At 67.0% G+C, this 23,855-nt stretch carries 20 protein-coding genes; 10 read left to right on the plus strand and 10 right to left on the minus strand.

Annotated elements, in window-relative coordinates:
• Nucleotides 1-9: 9 nt before the first annotated feature.
• The 4 genes from rhmD to lldD form a co-directional block, all read right to left on the minus strand.
• Entirely contained in the window at nt 10-1,200 is a 1,191-nt protein-coding gene (gene rhmD / locus ACG3SL_RS05045) for an L-rhamnonate dehydratase (protein WP_448664053.1), read from the minus strand.
• A gap of 10 nt (nt 1,201-1,210) precedes the next feature.
• Nucleotides 1,211-2,605: a glycoside hydrolase family 140 protein gene (locus ACG3SL_RS05050; protein WP_448664054.1), complete on the minus strand. Its 1,395-nt coding sequence runs from the start codon at nt 2,603-2,605 to the stop codon at nt 1,211-1,213.
• 138 nt (nt 2,606-2,743) lie between these two features.
• Nucleotides 2,744-3,508: an SDR family NAD(P)-dependent oxidoreductase gene (locus ACG3SL_RS05055; protein WP_448664055.1), complete on the minus strand. Its 765-nt coding sequence runs from the start codon at nt 3,506-3,508 to the stop codon at nt 2,744-2,746.
• Nucleotides 3,505-4,644: an FMN-dependent L-lactate dehydrogenase LldD gene (gene lldD, locus ACG3SL_RS05060; protein WP_448664056.1), complete on the minus strand. Its 1,140-nt coding sequence runs from the start codon at nt 4,642-4,644 to the stop codon at nt 3,505-3,507. Before lldD ends, ACG3SL_RS05055 begins: the two co-directional genes overlap by 4 nt.
• A gap of 279 nt (nt 4,645-4,923) precedes the next feature.
• Between lldD and ACG3SL_RS05065 the strand changes: the two genes are divergently transcribed.
• The 4 genes from ACG3SL_RS05065 (at nt 4,924) to ACG3SL_RS05080 (ending at nt 10,061) form a co-directional block, all read left to right on the plus strand.
• Nucleotides 4,924-5,802 (plus strand): transketolase, encoded by an 879-nt coding sequence (locus ACG3SL_RS05065; protein ID WP_448664057.1) that lies wholly within the window; start codon nt 4,924-4,926, stop codon nt 5,800-5,802.
• Nucleotides 5,803-5,925: 123 nt separating this feature from the next.
• The gene (locus ACG3SL_RS05070) at nt 5,926-9,033 is read left to right on the plus strand and encodes a TonB-dependent receptor domain-containing protein (RefSeq protein ID WP_448664058.1); all 3,108 of its coding nucleotides are present in this window, start codon (nt 5,926-5,928) and stop codon (nt 9,031-9,033) included.
• 198 nt (nt 9,034-9,231) lie between these two features.
• On the plus strand, nt 9,232-9,525 hold the full coding sequence (locus tag ACG3SL_RS05075; RefSeq protein WP_448664059.1) for a hypothetical protein: 294 nt from the start codon (nt 9,232-9,234) through the stop codon (nt 9,523-9,525).
• A 188-nt stretch (nt 9,526-9,713) separates the two neighbouring features.
• Nucleotides 9,714-10,061 carry an endonuclease domain-containing protein gene (locus ACG3SL_RS05080; RefSeq protein ID WP_448665071.1) on the plus strand — a complete coding sequence of 116 codons (348 nt, stop codon included), beginning with the start codon at nt 9,714-9,716 and terminating at the stop codon, nt 10,059-10,061.
• A 91-nt stretch (nt 10,062-10,152) separates the two neighbouring features.
• Here the strand turns inward: ACG3SL_RS05080 and ACG3SL_RS05085 are convergent, their stop codons facing one another.
• A complete protein-coding gene (locus ACG3SL_RS05085; protein ID WP_448665072.1) occupies nt 10,153-10,890 on the minus strand; it encodes a DUF6683 family protein in 738 nt (245 codons plus the stop codon).
• Here ACG3SL_RS05085 and ACG3SL_RS05090 point away from each other — a divergent pair.
• Complete coding sequence (locus tag ACG3SL_RS05090; RefSeq protein ID WP_448662704.1) at nt 10,783-12,006, plus strand: integrase core domain-containing protein; 1,224 nt, start codon at nt 10,783-10,785, stop codon at nt 12,004-12,006. The genes ACG3SL_RS05085 and ACG3SL_RS05090 overlap by 108 nt on opposite strands.
• 17 nt (nt 12,007-12,023) lie before the next feature.
• Here the strand turns inward: ACG3SL_RS05090 and ACG3SL_RS05095 are convergent, their stop codons facing one another.
• From ACG3SL_RS05095 to ACG3SL_RS05105, 3 genes are all read right to left on the minus strand, one after another.
• Nucleotides 12,024-12,242, minus strand: coding sequence for a hypothetical protein (locus ACG3SL_RS05095; protein ID WP_448664060.1), 219 nt, complete (start codon nt 12,240-12,242; stop codon nt 12,024-12,026).
• A gap of 146 nt (nt 12,243-12,388) precedes the next feature.
• Nucleotides 12,389-13,510 (minus strand): glycoside hydrolase family 43 protein, encoded by a 1,122-nt coding sequence (locus ACG3SL_RS05100; RefSeq protein ID WP_448664061.1) that lies wholly within the window; start codon nt 13,508-13,510, stop codon nt 12,389-12,391.
• A 138-nt stretch (nt 13,511-13,648) separates the two neighbouring features.
• The gene (locus ACG3SL_RS05105) at nt 13,649-14,911 is read right to left on the minus strand and encodes an MFS transporter (RefSeq protein WP_448664062.1); all 1,263 of its coding nucleotides are present in this window, start codon (nt 14,909-14,911) and stop codon (nt 13,649-13,651) included.
• 174 nt (nt 14,912-15,085) lie between these two features.
• Between ACG3SL_RS05105 and ACG3SL_RS05110 the strand changes: the two genes are divergently transcribed.
• Nucleotides 15,086-16,675: a DUF5060 domain-containing protein gene (locus tag ACG3SL_RS05110; protein WP_448664063.1), complete on the plus strand. Its 1,590-nt coding sequence runs from the start codon at nt 15,086-15,088 to the stop codon at nt 16,673-16,675.
• Complete coding sequence (locus ACG3SL_RS05115) at nt 16,672-17,931, plus strand: SGNH/GDSL hydrolase family protein (protein WP_448664064.1); 1,260 nt, start codon at nt 16,672-16,674, stop codon at nt 17,929-17,931. The genes ACG3SL_RS05110 and ACG3SL_RS05115 overlap by 4 nt, the downstream gene beginning before the upstream one ends.
• Nucleotides 17,932-18,330: 399 nt before the next feature.
• Here the strand turns inward: ACG3SL_RS05115 and ACG3SL_RS05120 are convergent, their stop codons facing one another.
• Together ACG3SL_RS05120 and ACG3SL_RS05125 are read right to left on the minus strand one after the other, a co-directional pair.
• Entirely contained in the window at nt 18,331-19,311 is a 981-nt protein-coding gene (locus tag ACG3SL_RS05120) for a sugar phosphate isomerase/epimerase family protein (protein ID WP_448664065.1), read from the minus strand.
• Nucleotides 19,312-19,402: 91 nt separating this feature from the next.
• Entirely contained in the window at nt 19,403-20,191 is a 789-nt protein-coding gene (locus ACG3SL_RS05125; RefSeq protein WP_448664066.1) for a DeoR/GlpR family DNA-binding transcription regulator, read from the minus strand.
• Between the two features lie 249 nt (nt 20,192-20,440).
• Between ACG3SL_RS05125 and ACG3SL_RS05130 the strand changes: the two genes are divergently transcribed.
• Genes ACG3SL_RS05130 through ACG3SL_RS05140 form a run of 3 tightly spaced genes read left to right on the plus strand, consistent with a single transcriptional unit; the run spans nt 20,441 to nt 23,711 of the window.
• A complete protein-coding gene (locus tag ACG3SL_RS05130) occupies nt 20,441-21,301 on the plus strand; it encodes a transketolase (protein ID WP_448664067.1) in 861 nt (286 codons plus the stop codon).
• A complete protein-coding gene (locus ACG3SL_RS05135; RefSeq protein WP_448664068.1) occupies nt 21,298-22,251 on the plus strand; it encodes a transketolase family protein in 954 nt (317 codons plus the stop codon). Before ACG3SL_RS05130 ends, ACG3SL_RS05135 begins: the two co-directional genes overlap by 4 nt.
• Nucleotides 22,251-23,711 carry an FGGY family carbohydrate kinase gene (locus ACG3SL_RS05140; protein WP_448664069.1) on the plus strand — a complete coding sequence of 487 codons (1,461 nt, stop codon included), beginning with the start codon at nt 22,251-22,253 and terminating at the stop codon, nt 23,709-23,711. The genes ACG3SL_RS05135 and ACG3SL_RS05140 overlap by 1 nt, the downstream gene beginning before the upstream one ends.
• Nucleotides 23,712-23,855 lie beyond the last annotated feature (144 nt).

The raw sequence follows: 23,855 nt of genomic DNA on the forward strand, positions 1-23,855 counted from the left end.
AAGGTTTCCTTAGCGAGAATAGGGACGGTGCAGGGGCACGTCGCGGTTAAGCTCGACGCCGAAGCCCGGCTTGTCCAGCGCGCTGGCCCGGATCCTGCCGTTCACGGGAACCGGCTCGCCCAGCAATTGCGGCGCGAACATCGGCACCACTTCGGTCGGCCCCGGATGCATCATCAGGAACTCGGCGAAGGGCGAATTGTGGCGCGTGACCACGAAGTGGTAGCTGTACACCGACGATCCGTGCGGGACCATCATGACCCCCTTTGAATCGGCATAGGCGGCGATCTTGATCAGTTCGGTCACGCCGCCGCACCAGCCCACATCGGGCTGGATGATGTCGCAGCATTCCATGTCCATCAGCATGCGGAAGCCCCAGCGGGTCGCCTCATGCTCGCCGGTGGTGACGAGCAGGCCCTTGGGCGCATTCTTCTTCAGCGCGGCATAGGCCCAGTAATCGTCGGGGCTGAGCGCTTCCTCGATCCATTTGAGCCCGCATTCGTCCCAGGCGCGGTGCGCAAGGCGGGTGGCATAGTCGAGATCGAGCGACATCCAGCAATCGTACATCAGCCAGAAATCGTCGCCGCATTTCGCGCGCATGTCGGCGAGCAGCGCGATGTTCTTTTCCAGCCCCTCCAGACCCTCGGCGGGGCCGTGGTGCAGGGGCAGCTTGCCGCCGATGAAGCCGAGTTCCTTCGCGACATCGGGCCGCGCGCCGGTGGCGTAGAATTGCAGCTCGTCGCGCACCGCACCGCCCAGCATGTGATAGACCGGCTCGCCGCGCAGCTTGCCCAGCAGGTCCCACAGCGCGAGGTCGACGCCCGAGATCGCGTTGATCACCAGCCCCTTGCGGCCATAATATTGGGTCGAGAAGTACATCTGGTCCCAGATCTTCTCGACATCGACCGGGCTGCGCCCCTCCAGAAAGCGGGCGAGGTGCTTTTCGACGATATAGGCGGCGGGTTCGCCCCCCGTTGTCACTGCGAAGCCGATCGTGCCGTCATCGGCCTCCAGCTCGACCACCAGCGTGCCGAGCACGTTGATGCCGAAGCTCTGCCGCGACGCGCGATATTCGGGATAGCGCGCCATCGGGGTGGCGATGTGATCGTCGATCCAGTGGCCGGCGCCCTGATCGTGATAGTCGGCGCCGCCACCCCCGCGCGCGACAAAGGCGCGGACATGTTTGATCTTCGGCAGGCTCATGCGCATTCCCTTATTGGCCGGCGCGCGGCGCGCGCGCGGCGTCGAGCACCAGCACCCAGTCGTTGCCCGGCGCGGTTTCCCCCGGCGGGTCGAAGCGGTGCTGTCCGCGATTGTCGAATGTTCCGATCGCCACCGACTGGCCGTCGCGCGGCGAATACCAGTGCGCGCGCACCCGCTTTCCCGCGATGGCGCCCAGCCGCAGCGTGAAGGGGCGGCCGGTATAGGTATAGGCAAAGGCATAGCCCGTGCCCCGGCTGGCCAGCACGCGATCGTAGCGCGTGCCGTTGTCGAGGATCAGCGCCTGGTCGGGCACGCGCTCCAGCATCGGGCGCGATTCGATCAGGCGGCGCAGATACTGCATCTGGTTGGCGCCGGGCGCCTCGATGGCCTGTTGCCAGGGCGTGACCGGTTCGAAATTGGCAGTGTCTGCGCCGGGCGTGAAGAACTGCATCACATGGTTTTCGCCATAGGTGTGGCCGAATGCGCCGGCCATCACCGCCCACCAGGCATAGCGGCGCGCATCGGCGGCGAGCCAGCGCGGCTGGTTCGCTTCGTGCAGGCCATGGGGGATGTTTTCGTAGGAAGGCTCGCCGTCGATCACGGGCTTGGCGGGCAGGCGGACCCAATCGGTCGCGACATAGCGCCAATTGTCCTCGCCGATCGCATTCGCCCCTTCCTGCGCATAGGAGCGGTGGCCCGACTGGAACATGTTGAAATCGAGCCAGGGCGCATCGTGATACTGCCACGCCGAATCGGTGCGGCCGATCGGGTGGAAGGTCATCAGGTGGCCGGGATCATGGCGCTTGATCGTGGTGCCCAGCGCGTCCCACACCGCCGTGCGCATTTCCGAGCGGGTGTCGCCGCCGTTGAGCCAGACGATGTTCGGGCGCCCCCGATAGCGTTCGGCGAGGAAGCGGCCATAGGTTGGCGCGTTTTGTGCGGTCAGCGTGCCGTTGTCGGCGATCGAGCCCCAGGCGGGCACCAGCGCCAGATAGATGCCGAGCGCCTCCGCCTGTTGCGCGATCCAATCGAGATGGTCCCAATAATCATATTCGCCGGGCTTGGCCGGATCGCTGCCCGGCGTGGTGCGCGGGCGGGCGGGGTCGCCATCGACCAGCGCCGGGCCGGTCGCGGGGTTGGTCATTTTTTCGGTGTGCAGGACCATGACCTGGACGACATTGAAGCCCTGGCGCTTGCGCGTGCGCAGATAGTGTTCGGCCTCGGCGCGGCTGGTGCGGCTGAGCAGCAGCCAGCCGGTATCGCCCATCCAGAAAAAGGGCTGGCCCCCGGCGCGCAGATAATGGCCGCCGGGCGCCACGGCGAGCGGCGGAGTCTGCGCGGCGACGGGCATGGCCGAAGCCGCAGCCGCCGCGAGCGCGGCCAGCAGGAACGTGCCGGCGTGCATCAGACTTCCCTCTCCCCGAAGCGCGGACCCGTGCACCGGGCCGCTGTCTGACGTTCATTGTATAATAGTACTAATCAAGTCAACTGCCGACGAAGCAGCGGGCGGGAAATCGCTGCCGAAACGGATCGGGGCGGGGTGCTATTGCAGGTTCACGTACATGCCGCCGTCGACCAGCAGCGCGGCGCCGGTGACATAGGCCGCCATGTCGGACGCGAGGAATATGATCGGGCCGGCCAGATCCTCGGGCATGCCAAGGCGGCCGAGCGGGGTGCGTTGTTCCATGTAGTGGCGCTTGGCATCGTCGGCGAGATCGTCCTTGTTGATCTCGGTCAGGATCGTGCCGGGCAGGACGCTGTTGCAGCGGATGCCGTGCTTGCCGAGCGCGATCGCGGCGGACTGCATCAGCGAATGCACCCCCGCCTTGGTCGGGGTATAGTGCGTCTGGAACTCGCCGCCGACCAGCGCCGAGATCGACGAGACGGCGACGATCGCGCCGCCATGGCCCTGTGCCACCATCTGCCGTGCGGCGGCCTGGACCATGTAATAGGCGCCGTGGAGGTTGACGCGGAAAGTGCGGTCGACGGTTTCGACCGGCATGTCGAGAAAGGCGTGGAACGGGCAGATGCCGGCGTTCGACACCATCACGTCCACCTTGCCGAACGCATCGACCGCGCGCGCGACGAAATCGGTCGCGGTTTCGGGCAGCGCGACATCGCCCTGCACGGCCAGCCCCTTGCGGCCCAGCGCCTCGATCTCGGCGATGCAGGAGTGCGCTTTCTCGTCGCTCGACACATAGTTGATCGCGACATCGGCGCCGTGGCGCGCGGCGGCGATGGCGGCGGCGCGGCCGATGCCGGTCGAGCCGCCGGTCACGAGCACGGTCTTTCCATCCAGAAGCTTCATTGCATGTCCCCTGCAAGGATCGAGCGGTCGATCGCGTCGATCCGATTGACTCCGGTCAGCGTCATCGCGACCGTCATTTCTTTGGCGATCAGGTCGAGCAGCCGGGCGACGCCGGCCTCGCCCTGGGCGGCGAGCGCATAGACCCAGGCGCGGCCCAGCAGCACGCCGTGCGCGCCGAGCGCGAGCATCCGCACCACGTCCAGCCCGTTGCGCACGCCGCTGTCCGCCAGCACCGTCATCCGATCGCGCACTGCGTCGGCGATTGCCGGGAGCGCGCGGGCCGTGGACAGCACGCCGTCGAGCTGGCGGCCGCCATGGTTGGACACGACGATGCCGTCGGCGCCGATCGCCGCGGCTTCGCGCGCGTCTTCGGGGTCGAGAATGCCCTTGATGATGAGGGGGCCGTCCCAGGCGGCGCGAATCCATTCGAGGTCGCGCCACTGGATCGACGGATCGAAATTGGCGCCCAGCCAGCCCATATAGTCGTTGAGCCCGCTATCGCTGCCCAGCACGGGCAGCAGGTTGCCGAGCGTGTGCGGGCGGCCGCGCAGGCCGACATCCCATGCCCAGCGCGGCCTGCCCATCGCCTGGAGCACCCGGCGCAGCGGCGCGCGGGGGCCCGACATGCCCGAATGCGCATCGCGGTAGCGCGCGCCGGGGACGGGCATGTCGACGGTGAAGACCAGCGCCTTTGCCCCCGCCGCCTTTGCGCGGGCGATCAGATCGCGCATGAAGGCGCGGTCGCGGATCACATAGAGCTGGAACCAGAAGGGGTCGGCGGCCTGCGCCACTTCCTCGATCGGGCAGATCGACACGGTGGACAGGCACATCGGCACCCCCGCCGCGCGCGCCGCGCGTGCCGCCTGCATCTCGCCGCGCCGCGCGTACATGCCGGCGATTCCGACCGGGCCCAGGCCGACGGGCAGGGCGAGGCGCTGGCCGAACAGCGTCGTCGTCAGGTCGATCGCGGCGACGTCGCGCAGGACGCGCTGGCGCAGCGCGATGCCGGAGAGATCGCTGACATTGCGGCGCAGCGTCTCCTCCGCATAGGCGCCGCCATCGGCATAATCGAACAGGAAGCGCGGCAGGCGCTGGCGGGCGGACTCGCGAAAGTCGCTGGCAGAGGCGATGATCATGCGGGGACCTTAGGATATGCGCTGGGATGGGGGGAAGCTGCGTCCGTGGGCCCGCGCGAGTCGCGTCTTTTCATTATCCCCATTCCCAAAATTCGCGTCCCGCGCGTCTCGGCGGGCTGCGCGCCGATCTAGGGGCGGGGCTCCGCACTTGTCAATTTTTACGCTAAATCGCGGAAAACAAAAAAGTCGCAAGCCCGGCGTGCGGAATATTGAAGATATTATAGTACTAATCGTTGCAAATGCCGCTTTCCCCGGCTAACCAGCGGGCAGGAGAGAGCGATGCAAAAGCTGAAGGAGCCGGAGGTGGCGGGTGACCGCTCCGCGCATTTGGAAGGTCGTGCTGCCCATGTGCGGGAGCGCGCCAACTGGATGCGCCGCCGCCTGTTGAAGATGATTTTCGACGCCGGCCAGGGGCATCCGGGCGGCGACCTGTCGGCTGCGGACATCATCGCTGCGCTGTATTTCGATATCCTTCGAGTCGATCCGAACCGGCCCGCCGCGCCGGATCGCGACCGCTTCATCCTGAGCAAGGGGCATTGCACGGGCGCGCTGTACACCGCGCTCGCCGGGGCGGGATTTTTCCCCGAGGCGGAACTCGACACCTATCTGAAGCCCGGATCGCGGCTGAACGGCCATCCGAACCGCAACTATCTGCCCGGCGTCGAGACCAATACCGGCCCGCTGGGGCATGGCTTCCCGGTCGGCGTGGGCATTGCAGTGGCGGGGCAGATCGACGGCGCGGACTACCGCGTGTTCGTGCTCACCGGCGACGGCGAGTTGCAGGAAGGCAGCATGTGGGAGGCGGCGATGTTCGCCGGGCATCGCGGGCTGGGCAACCTGACCGTGATCGTCGACCGCAACCGGCTGCAACAAGGCGCCGGGACCGAGGATACCAATGCGCTGGAGCCGCTGGCCGACAAATGGCGCGCGTTCGGGTGGGACGTGGTCGCGGTGGACGGGCACGACCCGGTGGCGCTGCTGGCGGCGCTCGACGATGCCGCCGCACCGCGCGACCGGCCGCGCGTGCTGATCGCCAGCACGATCAAGGGACAGGGCATCAGCTTCATGCGCGACCGCGCCAGCTGGCACCACGGCGTGCCCGACGCGGCGCAATATGCGCAGGCCATCGCCGAGCTGGAAGCCGAGGCGGCGGCGTGAGGGGCCACCAGGATTTCGGCGGAGCGCCCAGCGCTGCCGCCAGATAGGACGCGACGGCGCGGCGGGGTCGCACCGAATGACGTGACGTGCCCAGGCACGATAAAAAAACGAAAGGGAGTGGAAATGAAAAAGGCTTTGAAGATCTCGCACGGCGCGCCGTTGCTGCGCGGTGCGTTGCTGACCGGGGTGAGTGCGATGACGATGATCGTCGCGCCTGCCGCCTTTGCGCAGACCGCGACGCCGGCGGACAGCATCGCCGAGGCGCCGCAGGAAACGGTGGCGCAGAACGACGCGATCGTCGTCACCGGCAGCCGCATCAAGAGCCCGACGCTGACCTCGCCGTCGCCGTTGCAGGCCGTCACCGCCGAGACGATCCAGAATATCGGCGCGACCAACGTGCAGGAAGCGCTGTCGCAGATCCCGGCAGTGGGCGTGCCCGGCCAGACCCGTGTGAGCAACGCCGGCGATACCAGTCCGGGCCTCGCCACGGTCAACCTGCGCAACTTGGGCGACAACCGCACGCTGGTGCTGATCGATGGCCGCCGTTCGGTGGCGGGCATTCCCGGCACCTCGACGGTCGACCTGTCGATGATCCCGACGTCGTTCGTCGAGCGCGTTGACGTGCTGACCGGCGGCGCATCGGCCGTCTATGGATCGGATGCGATCGCGGGCGTCGTCAACTTCGTCTACAAGAAGAACTTCGAGGGCCTCCAGGCCAATGCGCAGGCCGGCATTTCGGAGCTGGGCGACGACAAGCGCTATTCGATCAACGCAACCTTCGGCCAGAATTTCGCGGATGGCCGCGGCAATGTGATGGTCTTTGCCGGGTACAACCACGAAGGCGACGTGCCCAATTACAAGCGCGAGCGGACCGCCGCCGGCTATAGCAGCCTGGGCAACACGCAGCGCGTGGGCGGCAACAGCGCGAACAACCTGACCGCGGCACAGAACCTGTTCACGCGATTCTACCAGCCGTCGAACGTGGGCCCGGGCGGGGTGTTCAACTTCGGCGGCGTCGGCAGCCGGCTGATCCTGCCCGACGGCACGCTGGACACCTATCCGGCGGTCAACGGCACCAACTATAACGACCCCACGGTTGTCGCGAAGATCCAGAAATACGGCTATAACGCCGCTGCGCTCGGCCAGCAGGCGTCGCCGTCGAACCAGATCACGGTCGCCACGCGCGCCAATTTCGACGTGACGGACAAGCTCAACCTGTTCGTCGAATCGACCTTCTCGAACTACAAGACCAAGGGCCGGCGCGAGGCATCGCCGATGCGCACCGACAGCGCGCTGGGCGCGTTCACGGGGACGAACGGGTATTTCCCGATCCAGTTCCAGGTGGTGAACCCGACCAACCCGGCGGATGTCCGCATCCTCAACAACCCGTTCGTGCCGACCGCCGTGTTCAACGCGGCGGACAATCGCGCGGCCAACGACGCGATCGCATCGAAGGACGTCAGCTTCCTGCTGCGCACGACGATGTTCGGCGACGGCACGCGCAGCACCCCGACCGAGCGCGACAATTTCCGCGCGGTGGTGGGCGGCACCTATCAGCTGATGGGCGACTGGAGCGCCGACTTCTACTATCAGTACGGCTTCACCAAGCAGCGCCAGAGCATGACCGGCCTGGCCGACCTGTATCGCCTCGCGCAGTCGGTGCAGGCGATCCCCGACGTGTTCGACTATGACAAGGACGGCAACACCAGCGAAGCGATCTGCGTCGATGCCAATGCGCGGTCGCAGGGATGCGTGCCGATCAACGTGTTCGGCCTGAACGCCGACGGCACGTCGAAGGTGTCGAAGGAAGCCGCCGCGTGGCTGATGACCGAGATGAGCCGCTATTCGAAGCAGGAGTTGCAGACTGCGGCGCTCAACGTCGGCGGCACGCTGTTCAACCTGCCCGCCGGGCCGGTCCAGGTGTCGGTGGGCGCCGAATGGCGTTCGGAATACAGCATGGACGATTTCGATCCGCTGACCAACGCGGCGCGCAACGGCTATGTCCAGCTGCTCGACACCAAGGGGCGGTTCAACGTCAAGGAAGCGTATGGCGAAATCGTCGTGCCGCTGCTGCACGACACGCCGTTCTTCCAGAACCTGTCGCTGCGCGGTGCGGCGCGCGTGTCCGATTATTCGACGGTCGGCAGCTTCTGGGCATGGAATATCGGCGGCGAATGGGCGCCGGTCGAGGACGTGCGTTTCCGCGCGGTCTATGCCCATGCCGTGCGCGCGCCGAACATCGGCGAGCTGTACGCGGCGGCGGCGGCAGGCATCATCAACATCACCGATCCGTGCCAGGGCGTGACGCTGGCGCAGACCACGGCGGTGGCCGTGAATTGCCGCAAGGACCCGGGGGTGCTGGCCAACATCAACGCCAATGGTTCGATGACGCTGACCTCGTCCGACACCGCGGGCGTCGGCAGCATCACCGCCAGCAACCCCGGCATCCAGCAGGAAACCGGCAAGACGATGACGTTCGGCGTCGTCATCAACCCGCGCTCGATCCAGGCGCTGCGCGGGCTGACGATCACCGCCGATTATTACGACATCAAGCTGGAGAACGCGATCAACCGGCTGGCGGCGGCGACCGTGCTCAACAAATGCTATGTCAGCGGGCTGGCCGATTTCTGCCAGTTCGTCACGCGCCGGCAACAGCCTTCGGGTGCGTTCAGCACCGGTTCGGTGGAACAGGTGGTGCGCGGGCTGGTCAACAGCGGCGGCCAGTTCACGCGCGGCATCGACATGACGGCGAGCTACAGCCACAACCTGTTCGGCGGCACCGCCACCTGGTCGGGCAGCTGGACCCATCTGCTCAAGCAGGGCATCGTGCCGCTGACCGGCGATGCCTATGACAACACCATGGGCGAAATCGGCACGCCGCGCGACTCGTTCAACTATGGGCTGAACTGGGACAATGAAACCTTCGGCTTCACCCTGACGGGTGAGGTTACGGGCAAGCAGATGTTCGATTACGAGAATTACCAGACGACGTTCCGGCTGGCCGATGGCTCGTTGCCCGACAGGAAATACTTTACGATCGGCGCGAAGAACTACAACAACATGCAGATCCGCTACAAGGGTATCGAGCATTTCGAGCTGTATGCGGGCGTGAACAACCTGTTCGACGTCCAGCAGCCGCCGCTGTGGACGGGAACGCCCAACGGCAGCCCCAATGCGATCTGGGACATCATCGGCCGCCGTTACTATGCGGGCCTTCGCCTGAAGTTCTGATCCGGCGCCCCCTCCGCGTTGGATTCCCATCGGGGCGGTGCAGTGCGCCGCCCCTTTTTTTTGGGGGGGCGGGCAGGTGTGGGGGCGTGCCGGTCCGGCTGCCCTGGCCCTATGCCTGCGACCGATCCCTTGCCTTATCCACCATGCGAGCATAGCCTCGCGCAATCGGGGACAAGTGTTTTCACAGAAGGGGATTGCATGCGCCAGTTTTTCGCGTGGTCGATGTACAAGGCTCCGGCAATTCTCCTTGCGGTCAGCCTCATAATTTTACTGATCGGCGTGGTCGTCGCAGTCATGATGTATCTTGCGACGTCGGCGCAGGTCAGTAGCGCACCCATGCATATCCTTGCGGAGGGCGGCTACAAGATCGCTCGCATACAGCTGGTTTCTGGCGTGTATGGCGCGCTGCAAAACGCATGCTGGCCCTTCGCCGGCGCTGCGATCGTGTACGCACTGCAATCGCGCGCGAAGTCCGAGGTCGTGGACGCATAGCGACCGCGCTCGGGACGTGGGCTGGACGGGCGGTAAGGGGTGGGAAGCTGCTGGTGCGCGGATGGTGCTTTCCTTGATCCTCCCCCGGAGGGGGAGGGGGACCAGCCGCAGGCTGGTGGAGGGGTAGTCGCCGCATGCTTCACGGTCCGAAGAAAACGCAGGAGTTTGCCCGGCATCTGCGGCAGCGTATGACTTTGCCTGAAGTTCTACTGTGGCAGGCGCTTCGAGCCCGCCCCGAAGGGTTGCGGTTTCGCCGTCAGCATCCGGCAGGCGTCTATGTCCTCGATTTCTTCTGTCCGTCTTGCAAACTTGCCGTGGAGATCGATGGGGAAGCGCATGCGCGTGGCGATCGGCCAGATCGAGACGCGATCCGCGACAGCTGGCTTTGCACGCAGGGCGTTCGGGTGCTTCGCATCCCCGCGCAGATCATACTGTCCGACGTAGAAGCTGCGATCCGTCACATCGTCGCTACCGCCCGCGGCGACTACCCCTCCACCGGCTTCGCCGGTCCCCCTCCCCCTCCGGGGGAGGAATGAGCATGGCTTTTAGACTCCGTTTGTGGGGCGCTTGCTGACAGTTCGTTTGATGAATGCACGACTTAGGCGCCGTCCGCAGCCCGGCGCGTGCCTACCTCGCCGCGACAAATCCCGAGGGCGTCAGCGTCATGCCCATCAGGTCGAGGCCCATGCCGCGGCCGCCCTGTGCGGCGGCCTTTGCGACGCGCGCCAGTCGGGCCGGGTCGCCCTTTGCCTGTTCGGTCGCGCCGTCGAGCAGTGCGGACTGGATCAGCAGTGCCTCGGCCAGTTGCTGCTTTGCCGCGTCGTCCGCCGCCTTGATCTCCGGCGTTGCGGACAGGGCGGCGGCGGCCTGGGCGCGGACGGCTTGGTAGGTGGCCTTGTCGAACGTGTCGGTCCGGCCATGCGCCGCCGCCCACACGCTGATCCACCACAGCGCATAGGCATCGGCGACATTGTCGATGCGCAGGCCATAGCCGCCGATCAGCGGCGTCATCCGCGCGATGACGTCGCCCTGCGCGAACAATTCCTGCAGGCCGCGGGCGCCGGCGGGGTCGCGCGCCCTGGTCTGGGACAGGAAGCCCGCGAGGTTGGCGTCGCGCCGTGCCTTTGACGGCGTGTAGCGCAGGAGCGCGGCAGGGGCGGGGCTGGGGGTCGCAGTGGTACGAACCGGGTAGATGTTCCACAGATTGGACCGGGTTGATCCTCCACGGCAGCGTTGTGTCGCAGGAGGGTTTCTTCGATGCCATTTGTGGAGAGCAGCCGGATGGAGCGGCGGATAGGTCTGCTGTCGGATTACGATACCGGGGCATTCAGCGTGACGGCGCTGTGTGCGCGCTACGGGATTGATCGGTCGACCTTTTACCTGTGGCATTCGCGGCGCGCGGGTGGCGATGCGCGTTGGTTTGCGGATCGCTCGCACGCGCCGCGCAGTTGTCCGCACCGGACGGTGGCGGAGGTGGAGGCGGCGGTGATTGCGGTGCGGACACGCTATCCGCATTTCGGTCCGAAGAAGATTCTGGCGTGGCTGGAGCGGGAGGCGCCGGGGAGGGACTGGCCAGCGGCCTCCACGATCGGGGACATCGTGAAGCGAAGCGGGTTGGTTGCGCCGCGGCGCATACGCAGGCGTGGGGTCGCGGTTGATCCGCAGCCGCTTTGGCCGGATGCGCCCAATGTGGAATGGGCGTGCGACTTCAAGGGCTGGTTCCGCACGCGGGATGGCAGGCGTTGCGACCCGTTGACAGTGACGGATGCGTACAGCCGCTATCTGCTGGAAGTGCGCATCACCGATCCGTCGATTGCGGGTGTGCGACCGGTATTCGAGCAGCTGTTCCAGGCGCATGGCCTGCCGCAGGCGATCCGTTGCGACAACGGGCCGCCGTTCGGATCGGATGGCGCGGGCGGGCTTACGCGGCTGTCGGCATGGTGGCTCAAGCTGGGGGTTCGGCCCCACTTCATCCGCCCTGCCTCGCCGCAGGATAACGGCCGTCACGAGCGGATGCACCGCGAGCTCAAGGGGCAGACCTCGCGGCCCGCGGCGGCGACGCTGGGCGCGCAGCAGGCACGGTTCGATGCGTTCCGTGCGCACTATAACGAAGAGCGGCCGCACGAGGCGCTTGGCCAGGTCGCGCCCGCGAGCCTGTGGCAGGCATCGCGAAGGACGATGCCGGAACGCGTGCCGGAGCCATGGTACGACGCCGATCACGAAGCGCGCACGGTGCAGGGGTCGGGGGACATCAAGTGGCGCCAGGGGCGCGTGTTCGTGAGCGAATCGCTGGCAGGCGAGGTGGTCGGTATCACCGCGCAGGAGGACGGTTCGCACCTCGTGCGGTTCTGCGACACCGACCTGGGTGTAATCGACCGCTCGGGCCGCTTCCGGCGCTTCGCACCGCCCCGATACAGGCTGCGCGAACCACCAAAAGCACCCGGCCAAAACTGTGGAGGATCAACCCGGTCTGATCTGTAGGGCTTCAACCCGGTTGATCAAGTGGCGGGGGCGGCGCGCCCGCGTCGCGCGGCGGCGCGCGCTGCGTCCTGGCGCTCAAGCTCGCGCAGGTGGGTGCCGAGGATGTCGGTCCGCGCGAACGAGGGAATGATGGTCGACCAGCCGAAGTAATTGGGCGAAAATTCCTGCGCCTGCGCCGCCGGGGCGGATGCCGCCAGCAGGCCCAGACAGAATATCGCCGTTCGCAATGTCCGCATGTCACGCCTTCACAGGTTGCCGTCGTGAAGGCGCATTCTGCACGCGCGCCGGGAGGGGCGCGCATCGATTGCGAACAAATGTGCAGGAATTACGGCTGGTTGCAAAAGCGCCTGCGGTGGCGGAGCACCGCAGGCGAAGGCGTGGGTCAGTCCTTGAAAGGCTTCAGCGTCTCGATCGTGCCGTCCGGGCGGAAGGTCAGTTCGGTGATCTTGGCCGAGCGGAGGTGGTTCTTATTCGAGAGCTGGGAATCATGGTACGCCAGATACCATTTGCCCTTGAATTCGAAGACCGAGCCATGGCTGGTCCAGCCCTGCACCGGCTCGAGGATGCGCCCGGTATATTTGAACGGGCCATAGGGGCTGCTGCCGATCGCATAGGCGAGGTAGTGCGTGTCCCCGGTCGAATACATGTAATAATATTTGCCGCCCCGCTTGAACGTCCACGACCCTTCGAAGAAGCGGCGGTCATGGTCGCCGCCCAGGACCGGCTTGCCCTTTTCATCCAGGATCACCGCGTCGCGCAGCGGCTCGGCCAGGGTCTTCATGTCGGGCGCGAGGCGCGCCACCTTGCCCGACAGGGCGGGCTGATCGTCCTTCTTCAGATCGGTATCGCCGCCGTTGGGATCGTATTTGCCCGTCGCCCAGCGCTGGAGCTGGCCGCCCCAGATGCCGCCGAGATACAGGTAGCTCTGGCCGTCGTCGTCGGTGAAGACGGCGGGGTCCATCGAATAGGCGCCCTGGATCGGCTGCGGCTCCGCCTTGAACGGGCCGACCGGCGAGTTGGAAGTCGCCACGCCGATGCGGAACACGCCCTGCTTATCCTTGGCCGGGAAATAGAGGTAATAGATGCCGTTCTTGACCGCAGCGTCCGGTGCCCAGAGCTTTTCGGAGGCCCAGGGGATCTGTTTCAGGTCGAGCGCGACGGGGTGCACCGTTACCGGACCGCCCGGCTGGTCCATGCTCAGCACCTGATAGTCGTGCATCGCATATTGGCTGCCAAGGTCGTCGTCGGGGATGCCCGCGTCGACATCGTGGCTGGGATAGACATAGACCTTGCCGTCGAAAACATGCGCGGAGGGATCGGCGAAGAACAGGTCCTTGACCAGCGGCTGGGCGAGGTAGCGCTTGCCATCCGGGCTGCGTGCTTCGTCCGATGCGTTTGCGGTCGTATTGGACGCGGCGCCGTTTTGCACCGGGTCGCCGCCGGTGCAGCCGGCAAGGAGCGCAATGGCGGCCGCAGCCGTCGGAAATTTCAGCGAAAGACGCAACAGCCTATCCTCTCTTCATGGTCCCGTGCGGCTTATGCCGCGTTGACGATAGCGCTACCATTCGTCCGTTGCCGGGGGCAAGAGGCTTGATGTCGGTGCCGCGCGCGCCCGACCGGACAGGCGCGCGCGGGCCGGGCTTTACGCCTGCAGCTTGGCTTCCAGTTCCTCCAGCGACTTGCCTTCGTTGCGGGGCGCGCCGAGCATGCCGATGATGCCGCTGGCCGCGAGGAAGCCGGTGAGGATCCACGCCAGCGTAGTGAAGCCGGTGGCGGTCAGCACGGGGACGAAGAAGCTCCAGATGCCCAGGCCGATGCGCACCACCGCGAACATCAGCCCCTGTGCCGTCGAGCGCAGCAGCGTGGGGAACATCTCCGAACTCCAAAGCTGGAAGAAGGATTGCGCGCCAAAGCCCTGGCCGAATGCCATCAGGAAGACGTGGAGGATCGCCAGCGGCAGGGTGAGCGGGAACAGCGCCAGCAGCGACATGCCGACGACCTGGATCACCGCCGAAACGAGGAACATCGTCCGCTGGTTCAGCCGATCGGCGAACTGCATGAACACGCCCCAGATCGACAGCATCCCGATCAGGAAGCTGAGCGTCTGGACCGCGACTGCCGTCGCCTGGCTCGCATCGCCGACGGTGCGCAGGATATAGGGGAAGAAGAAGCCGTTGGTTCCCGCCCACAGATTCCACATGCCGTACATGCCGATCAGGAACGCCATCGAACCGAGATAGCGCGGCGCGAACAGCGCGCTGATCTTGGCGGGTTCGATCCGGGCGGTGCCTTCGGTCGCCGCCTGCGCTTCGAGCCAGCGAGGCGATTCGTGCATCCGCGAGCGCAGGAAAGTGAGCCCGATCGCGAGCAGGGCGAGGTGCGCGAACACGATCCGCGCGCCGAGCAGGCCGAGCGGCGTCAGCGCCAGGAACATCAGCAGCACGACGACCGGGCCCAGATACCACAGCACCTGCGCCACGCCGCTATGCTTGCCGCGCTTTCCCTTGGGCGCCATCTCGGCGATGATCGACCAGGAGGCGGGGATGTCTGCGCCCACCGCGAGGCCGACGAGGAAGAAGCCGAGCACGACCATCCAGGCGTTCATCGCGAACACCAGCCACAGCATGCCGAAGGCGTAGAACAGCATGTCGTACTGGTAGATCTTCTTGCGCCCGAACAGGTCGCACAGCCGCCCGCCGATCAGCGCGCCGACGCCGGCGGAGATTGCGTTGGGGCCGAACGCGCCGATCAGCCCGACGGTGTCGGTGGTGAGATGATACGCCTCTTGCCACAGCGCGAGCGCCGCCGATCCGGCGACGATCGAGCCCGCATCGATGTAATTCGCAAGGCCGGCCAGGATCGTGTTCCGCCAATCGTCCTTGTCCTGCGCATTGGTGCTGGCCATGGCCGCGCTCCCCTCCCTTAATAGCATATGATAGTATTATTTGACGCAGAGCCTAGCGTCGCGCGAAGGCCGGGGCAAGCGCTTCCGGCGCCCGTTTTGCGCCGGGCGGGGACGGTTGCGGGGTGCACGGTTTCTAGTAAGATAATAATACGATAAAAAATGGGAGAGGGTTCGATGGAGATCACGCGACGCACCATGCTGGCGCAGGCGGCGGCGATCGGCGGTGCGGCGGCCGCGCCCGCCATGGCCAGCGGCGCCGCGCCGCCCGCCACGGTCGAGCGCTGGGGCGTGTTCGAACTGGTCCTGCACGGCCCGCAGGCGGGCAATCCCTTCGCCGACGTCGCGCTCGCGGCGGTGTTCGAGAGTGCGGGCAAGCGCTTCCGCGTGCCGGGATTCTATGACGGCGAGGGCGTGTACCGCATCCGCTTCAGCCCGCCCGACACCGGGCGCTGGCAGTGCCGGACCGAGAGCAGCGCCCCCTCGCTTGACGGGCAGGAACACGGCTTCACCGCCGTCGCGCCCGGTGCGGGCAATCGCGGGCCGGTGCGCGTGTCGAAGGACGGCTATCACTTCGCCTATGCCGATGGCACGCCGTTCCGCCAGATCGGCACGACCTGTTACAGCTGGGCGCTGCAATCCGACGCGAAATGCGCCGAGACGCTGCGCACGCTGGCGGCGGCGCCGTTCAACAAGATGCGGATGCTGGTCTTTCCCAACGTGCCCTCGGTTGCAACCCGGCCCTTTGCGCGCACCGGCGACGGGCCGAAGGACTGGGACCCGGCGCGGTTCGATCCCGCCTATTTCCGCCGCTATGAGGATCGCATCCGGCGGCTGGGTGCCTTGGGCATCGAGGCGGATGTGATCCTGTACCACCCCTATGACGCGGCGCGCGGCTATTCGGACATGCGCCGCGCCGATGACGAACGCTATCTGCGCTACGTCGCCGCGCGCTTCGGCGCGTATCGCAACGTCTGGTGGTCGATGGCGAACGAGTATGACAATATCGAGAGCAAGACGATGGCGGACTGGGACCATCTGTTCCAGCTGCTGGTCGCCGCCGACCCGCACGACCGGCTCCGCTCGATCCACCAGATCAACACCTATTACGACCATCGCAAGCCGTGGATCACCCATGCCAGCGTCCAGAATGGCGCCGCCGTGCTCGACGATCTGCGCGCCGAGCTGCACCGCGCCTTTGCACTGAAGCCGGTGGTGTTCGACGAAGTGGTCTACGAAGGCAATATCGCCAAGCGATGGGGCAATCTGCGCGGCGAGGACATGGTGCAGCGTTTCTGGCACGGGCTGGTCGGCGGGTGCTATGTCGGACATAGCGAGACGTTCGCGGACGATGGCAATGCCGACAGTTCGTGGCTGGGGCAGGGCGGCAGCCTGCGCGGGCAGAGCGCGCCGCGCCTCGCCTTCCTGCGGCGGATCATGGAGGAAGGCCCGGTGCCCGGCGTCGAGCCGATCCAGGCATGGTGGAACTACCATCTCGGCGGGCAGCAGAACGCCTGGTATCTGCGCTATTTCGGGGCCGCGCGGCCGACCGAGTGGCCGGTGGTGCTGCCCGGACGCGGGGCGGAGGCGCTGCAGAGCTATCGCGCCGACATCATCGATACGTGGAACATGACCGTGACGCCGGTGGAGGGCGTGTTTCGCATGGCGCGCAAGGACGACTATGACGTGCACGATCCCGCGCGGCCCGTCGTAAAGTTGCCGGGCAAGCCGTGGATCGCGGTGCGGCTGGTGAAGGTGTCGGCATGATGTTCGCACGGCTGGCGGGTGCCGCACTGGTGCTGTCGGTGCCGGGTGCTGCGGCGCAGGACGTGCACGCTGCGCGCGAGGCGTGGGTCGATGCCTTTCAATCGAGTCCGGCGGCGTATGACTTCGTCATTCCCAAGGATCTGCAACTGCCGGCGGAAGCACGCGAGCGGCTGCGCGACCGGCCCCCGGTGACCGGCACGCTGCGGTTTCGCTTCGCGGTCGCGACCGGCGGGCGGCAGGTGCGCATCCGGCTGTCGAACGAAGACGGCACTGCGCCGCTGACAGTGGCGGCGGCGAGCATCGGGCTGGCGGGCGAGGGCTTTGCTGCAAAGCCGGGCACGCTGCGCGGCCTGCGCTTCGGCGGTGCCGCGCGGGTGACGATTGCGCCGGGCGCGCCGGTGCTGAGTGATCCCGTCGACCTGCCGGTGCGGGCGATGGGCGAACTGGTGGTCAGCGTGCATGTGCCGCAGGGGCTGAAGCTCCAGGCTTTCGGCAACGCGGCGATGGCGATGGGGGAGGGCGACCAGACGATGGCGGTGGCGCTGGCGGGCGCCGACACGATCATCGGGCGGCCGCCGGTCAGCGGGGCATTGGTGCGCAGCGCCCGCCCGCCCTGCGTGATCGTCACGCTTGGCGATTCGATTACCGACGGCAACCGGCCCGCGCTGGGGCAGCTGCACGGCTGGCCGGAGCGGCTGGGGCAACGCATCGCCGCCGACCGCAACCGGCCGGCGCTGGCGGTGGTCAATGCGGGCATCGGCGGCAATCGCGTGCTGTCCACCAGCTGGGGCAAGGGCGCGCTGGCCCGGTTCGACCGCGACGTCGCCCGCGTGCGGGGCGTGTGTCATGTCGTGCTGTTCGAGGGGATCAACGACATCGGCAATGGCGGATCGAGCGCGCTGTTCGGCAAGAACCCGCCGCTGGACGTGGAAGACCTGATCGCCGGCTATCGCCAGATCATCGCGCGGGCGCACGCCGCCGGCATCCGCGTGGTGATGGCGACGCTGACGCCGTTCAAGGGCGCGACCTCCTATACCGAGGCGCGCGAGGAGCAGCGGCAGGCGGTCAATCGCTGGATACGCACGGCGGGGGAGGCGGATGAGGTGATCGATTTCGACCGGGCGGTCCGCGATCCCGCCGCGCCGCTACAGCTTTTGCCGGCCTATGATTCCGGCGACCATATCCATCCGAGCGAAGCCGGGTACCGGGCGATGGGCGACAGCATCGACATCGCAGTGTTCGACCGCCCGCGTTGAGCCGGGACGGGGCCATCGCACATGGCATTCGGGCTACCATAAATTCCGTCATCCCGGCGCAGGCCGGGATCCATTGCCGCTCCGTTGCAGCAAAAGCCGCAAGCGTAGCATCGAATGGATCCTGACTTTCGTCAGGATGACGGCGTATTTTTTCCTATGCGAGGGGCCGGTGCCGGGCGGGGGCAGGGCAATCGTATATGGCTGTTCGTCCCCCTCACCCTTCCCACCGCCTCCGGCGGCGGGCCCAGTATCGGGTCGGCCATGCCCCCGGCATGGCCTGGACAGCGCGGGGCGCTGTCCACCCGGTACTCCTCTCCCACAAGGGGAGAGGGAGAGTGCCGCGAAGCGGCGGACGGGTGAGGGGGACTTGCGTTCAAATGCAATTGCCCTGAGGGGGCATCAGCTCGCGAACAGCGCTTCGCGGGCGAGGCGCAGCGCTTCGACGGCGTCCTGCTTTGCCTGGGCGGCGCGCATCGCATCGAAATCGAGCCGGTCGAGCGCCTTTTCGATATGCTTGAGGAAGCCGATCGCGCTCTTGGCGGCGCCGACGCAGTCCTCGCGGAAGGGGAACTGGTCGAGCTGCCAGACGCCTTCCCACTTATTTTTGCGCAGCGTGTAGAAGAATTCGAACAGCTCGATCGGGTGCACCGATCCGGCGATCATGTCGTCGTCCCAGCCGCGCAGATTGTCGTTCACGTCCATGCCGAACAACCGGCCATGGTCGATCGCCAGCTGCGCCGAATCCGCCGGGCTCTCGCCGCCGTACAGCGCGTGGCCGAAATCGAGCAGGATGCCGATATTGGGCAGCCCGATCTTTTCGATGCCGAGCAGCGTGCGCGCCACGCTGTCGAAGCTCATATGGTTGCGCGGCTCGCGTGGCTTGTATTCGATCACGAAGTTCAGGTCGGGATTTTCCTGCGCGAGCAGGCCGACGCCGTCCATGCTCATCCGCCACAGATCGCCATGATCGACCTGGAAGGGATAGTCCCAGCCATCCTGGCCCGGCCACAGCTTCACGTAATTGGCGCCGAAGCGGCGCACGACGCCGGCGGCCTCGGTCACCATCGCATGGGCTTCGCGGCGGATGCCCGGATCGGGATTGGTGAAGGCGCCTTTGGCGAATTTCCGGGTGTAGATTTCGGGGGTGATGCCGATGACCGACAGCTTGTTGCGCGCCAGCGCCGCCTCGACCGCCGCGAAATCGGTCTCGCCGCCGGGGAAGGGATAGTTGATGTCGACCACCGACAGGTCGCCGACTTCGCCGGCCATGTCGATCATCTCGATCAGCGAGCGCGGCGGGCCATAGCCGTCGGTCGCATAGCGATCCACATAGGTCGCGAAATGCCAGATGCCTGCGCCGAACTTCTGTTCGCTTGCCATAGTCAGTCCTCTCGATGGTGGCGCCCCGCGTCGTCGCGGCGCGTGAAAGAAGCGGCCGGCGGGTTGTGCCCCGCCTGGCCGCAGATGCGTGTCAGGCGATGAGCAGCTTTACCCCCGCCGCCTCGAACCCTGCGCGGTCCTCGTCCCGGATGCCGTCGTCGGTCACCAGCGTGTGGACCAGCTCGATGCCGCCCAGCGAGGTGAAGGAACGGTGGCCGATCTTGCTGCTGTCGGCGACCAGGATCACTTCGGCGGCGGATTCGATCATCGCGCGCTTCACCGTGATGTCGGACAGCGAGGGGAAGGTAAGCCCCGCGTCCAGCGACACCGCGGCAGTGGCCAGGAACAGCTTTTGCGCGAACAGGCCCCTGAAATAGTCGCCCGAGCGCTCGCCGCTGAGCGACAGCGTCGGCGCCTTGAAATGGCCGCCGGGCATATGGACGTCGAAGCCGGGCAGGCCGCCCAGCGCGAGCGCAATGTTGAGCGCGTTGGTGATGACCGTCAGCCCGCTGCGCGTGGCGAGATGCGCCGAGATTTCGGTGGTGGTCGACCCGGAATCGAGGATGATCGTCTCGCCATCCTGCACCAGCGATGCGGCGGCGCGACCGATGCGGCGCTTTGCGTCCATATGGACCATATGGTGCAGCGCCATGGCGCGGACCTGTTGCGTCACGGATTTGAGGAACGCGCCGCCATGCTCGCGCACGACATGGCCCTCGGCCTCCAGCTTCTCCAGATCCTGGCGCACGGTGACTTCCGATACCCCAAAGGCATCGGCGAGGGTGCGCACGCGGGCGGCGCCTTCTTCCTGGAGCCATTCGAGGATCTTCATGCGGCGGGCTTCGCCCAGCAGCCCGGGGGTTCCGGTTCGTGTGTTCATGCCAGTCTCCAAATCCCTGCGCGATGCGGCGCCTGTCGCGGCTCCGGCATGGCCGCGCAAGGCATCGCTTTCCCGCTGGAGCGCGGCCAGCGCCCCTCGCTCCTTACCGCTTGTCTCTTGCGGAACGCTACGCGGTGCGGGCGGGAACTGTCAACGAATGAACCATCAATCGAACGGAAATGGAGGTAAACGAAGATAATCGTAAAAACTCGGTTGCGATTCGACGCGGGCGTCGGGTAAGGGCGGGGCATGGAGAGAGCAGCAGCAACCGCAGGCATCGAGGATGCCCGCGTGGCCGGGATTCGCCGCCGCGCCGACGCGATCCGGCGCCAGGCGCTGACGATGGCGCATCGCGCGAAACAGGGGCATCCGGGCGGCGACATGTCGTGCGCCGACATTCTGGCGACGCTGTATTTCGCCGTGCTGCGCTTCGATCCCACCCGCCCGAACGACCCGGCGCGCGACCGTTTCGTGATGAGCAAGGGGCATTGCACCGGCGCCCTTTATGCCGCGCTTGCCGGTTCGGGGTATTTTCCGACCAGCGATCTCGACACCTATCTGCAGCCGGGATCGCGGCTGAACGGGCATCCGAACCGCAACTACCTGCCCGGCGTGGAGACCAATACGGGGCCGCTGGGGCACGGCCTGCCGGTGGCGGTGGGCATGGCGGTGGCGGGGCAGATTGATGGCGCGGGCTACCGCGTGTTCGCGCTGACCGGCGACGGCGAACTGCAGGAAGGCAGCATGTGGGAGGCGGCGATGTTCGCTGGGCACCGCCGGCTGGGCACCCTGACCGTCATTATCGACCGCAACCGGCTTCAGCAGGGGGCCGGGACCGAGGATACCAATGCGCTGGAGCCGCTGGCCGACAAATGGGCGGCGTTTGGCTGGGACGTCGCCGAAGTCGACGGGCATGATCCGGCAGCGCTTCTCGCGGCACTTTCCGAAACCCGCAGTGCGAACGGCAAGCCGCTCTGCATCATCGCCCACACGATCAAGGGACGAGGCATCAGCTTTATGGAACATCAGGCCAAATGGCACCACGGCGTGCCCAGCGACGCGCAACTGGCGCAAGCCTTTGCCGAACTCGACGCGGCGCTGGCGGCATGAGCGCGGCATCCCCCGCCAAGGGCTTCGATTGCCGCAACGCCTATGTCGAGACGCTGGAAGCGCTGGCCGCAGCGGACCCGCGCATCGTCGCGGTGGTCAACGATTCGGTCGGCTCGTCCAAGCTCAACGCGTTCCGCGACAAATTTCCCGAACGGCTGATCAATGTCGGCATCGCCGAGCAGAACATGGTCGGCGTGGGCGCGGGGCTGGCCAATGGCGGCAAGGTGCCGTTCGTGAGCGGCGCATCGTGCTTCCTCACCGGCCGCGCGCTCGAACAGATCAAGGCGGACATCGCCTATAGCAACGTCAACGTGAAGCTGTGCGGCATCTCCAGCGGAGTCGCCTATGGCGAGCTGGGCGCGACGCATCACAGCATCGAGGACCTGGCCTGGCTGCGCCCGCTCAAGGGGCTGACAGTGATCGTGCCCGCCGATCCGTGGGAAACGGCGGAGGCGATCCGCTGGGCCGCGGCGCATGAGGGGCCGGTGTTCATCCGGATCAGCCGCATGGCCGTGCCCGCGCTGGAACGGCCCGAGGGCGCGCGCTTCACGGCCGGCGCGGCGGAAGTGCTGCGCGACGGCGGCGACATCGCGATCATCGCCTGCGGCACGCTGGTGCACCGCGCGCTGGATGCCGCCGCGCTGCTGGCGGCCGAGGGAATATCCGCGCGCGTGGTGAACATGGCGACGGTATCGCCGATCGATCGCGCGGCGATCGTTGCCGCAGCGGGCACCGGTGCTATCGTCACGGCCGAGGAACATGTCGTGCGCGGGGGGCTGGGCGCTGCCGTGGCGGAAGTCGTGGTGGAGGAATTGCCCGTGCCGATGCGCATTCTCGGTTTCCCCGGATTCCTCCAGACCGGATCGGCGGAATGGCTGTTCGAGCAGCACGGGCTGACGCGCGACGGGATTGCCGCCGCCGCGCGCGCACTGATCGCCAAGCGCGGCTGATGGCGCGCGCGGCGATCCTTGCGGTCGATCAGGGGACGACCAACACCAAGGCGCTGCTGTTCGCGGCGGATAGCGGCGAGGTGCTGGGCCGCGCATCGCACCCACTGGGCGTGGTGCATCCGCGCCCCGGCTGGGCCGAGCAATCGGCGGAGGCGATCTGGGGCAGCGTCGCGGGCGCGATCGGCGAAGTCATCGCCACCACGCCGGGCGCCGAGATCGCCGCACTTGCCATCGCCAACCAGCGCGAGACGATCGTGCTGTGGGATGCCGAGACCGGCGAGGCCGTGGCGCCGGCGATCAGCTGGCAATGCCGGCGGACTGCCGATCGCTGCGCCGCCGTGGTGCCCCATGCGGCGGAGATCACGGCGTCCACCGGGCTCGGCATCGACCCGCTGGCGCCGAGTACCAAGCTCGCCTGGCTGCTCGACGAGACGCCGGGTGTGCGGGCAAAGGCCGAGGCGGGGCTGCTGCGTGCGGGCACGATCGACAGCTGGCTGGTCTGGAAGCTGACGCAAGGCGCGCGGCATGTGAGCGATGTCAGCAATGCGTCGCGCACGCAGCTGATGGCGCTCGACACGCTCGACTGGGACCCGGCGATGCTGGCGCTGTTCGGCGTGCCCCGGCAGGTGTTGCCGGAAATCCGGCCGTCCGACGACCTGTTCGGGCTGACCGCCGCTGCCGGCGTGCCCGGTGGCGTGCCGATCCAGGTGCTGCTGGGCGATTCGCACGCCGCGCTGCTCGGCCATGGCTTTGCCGCGCCGGGACGGGCCAAGGTGACGTGCGGCACCGGATCGTCGCTGATGGCCGTCACGGCGGGGCGCGTGCATTCGGCGCACGGCCTGTGGAGCACGATCGCCTGGGCGCGCGGGGGCGCGGTGTTCCACGCGCTGGAGGGTAATGTCGCGGTGTCGGGCCATGCGGCGGCCTTTGCCGTGCGGCTGCTCAACCTGCGCGACGAAGCCGAACTGACCCGGCTGGCGTCGCAGGTGACGGACAGCCAGGGGGTGACGTTCGTGCCCGCGCTGGCGGGGCTGGGCGCGCCGCACTGGCGATCCGAGGCGCGCGGTGTGTTGAGCGGCATGTCGCTGGGCACCAGCCCCGCGCATGTCGCGCGGGCCGTGCTGGAGGGGATCGCGCTTCAGATCGCCGACATCGTCTTTGCCATGGACGCCGATCTGGGCGCGCCGCTGGAGACGCTGTCGGTCGATGGCGGGGCGGCGGCGAACGACCTGCTCGTGCAGATTCTGGCGGACGTGATCGATCGCCCGGTGCTGCGACCGCGCCAGCTGGAACTGGGTGCGCGCGGGGTGGCGCAACTCGCGGCCGAGACGCTGGGCGCCGCCCGATGGGACCCCGTCGCCACCGACCGCTTCGATCCCTCGCCCGGCGGGGCCGATCGCACCGCATTGATGGCGCGGTGGCGCCATGCAGTCGCGGCGTCGGCGACGCTATCGGCATAGGCCGCGCGTTTTTGCCACCTCTGTGCGCGCTTGATCGGCGCGCGCTCGGGGCGGCGGCATGCCAATGGGGTTGCCCCCGTGGGCGGCCATGCCCCGCGCTGAATCGGCGCCGACCGTGGCGAGTGAAGTCGACCGGCCATCGCG

This window comes from Sphingomonas degradans, from assembly GCF_053502645.1.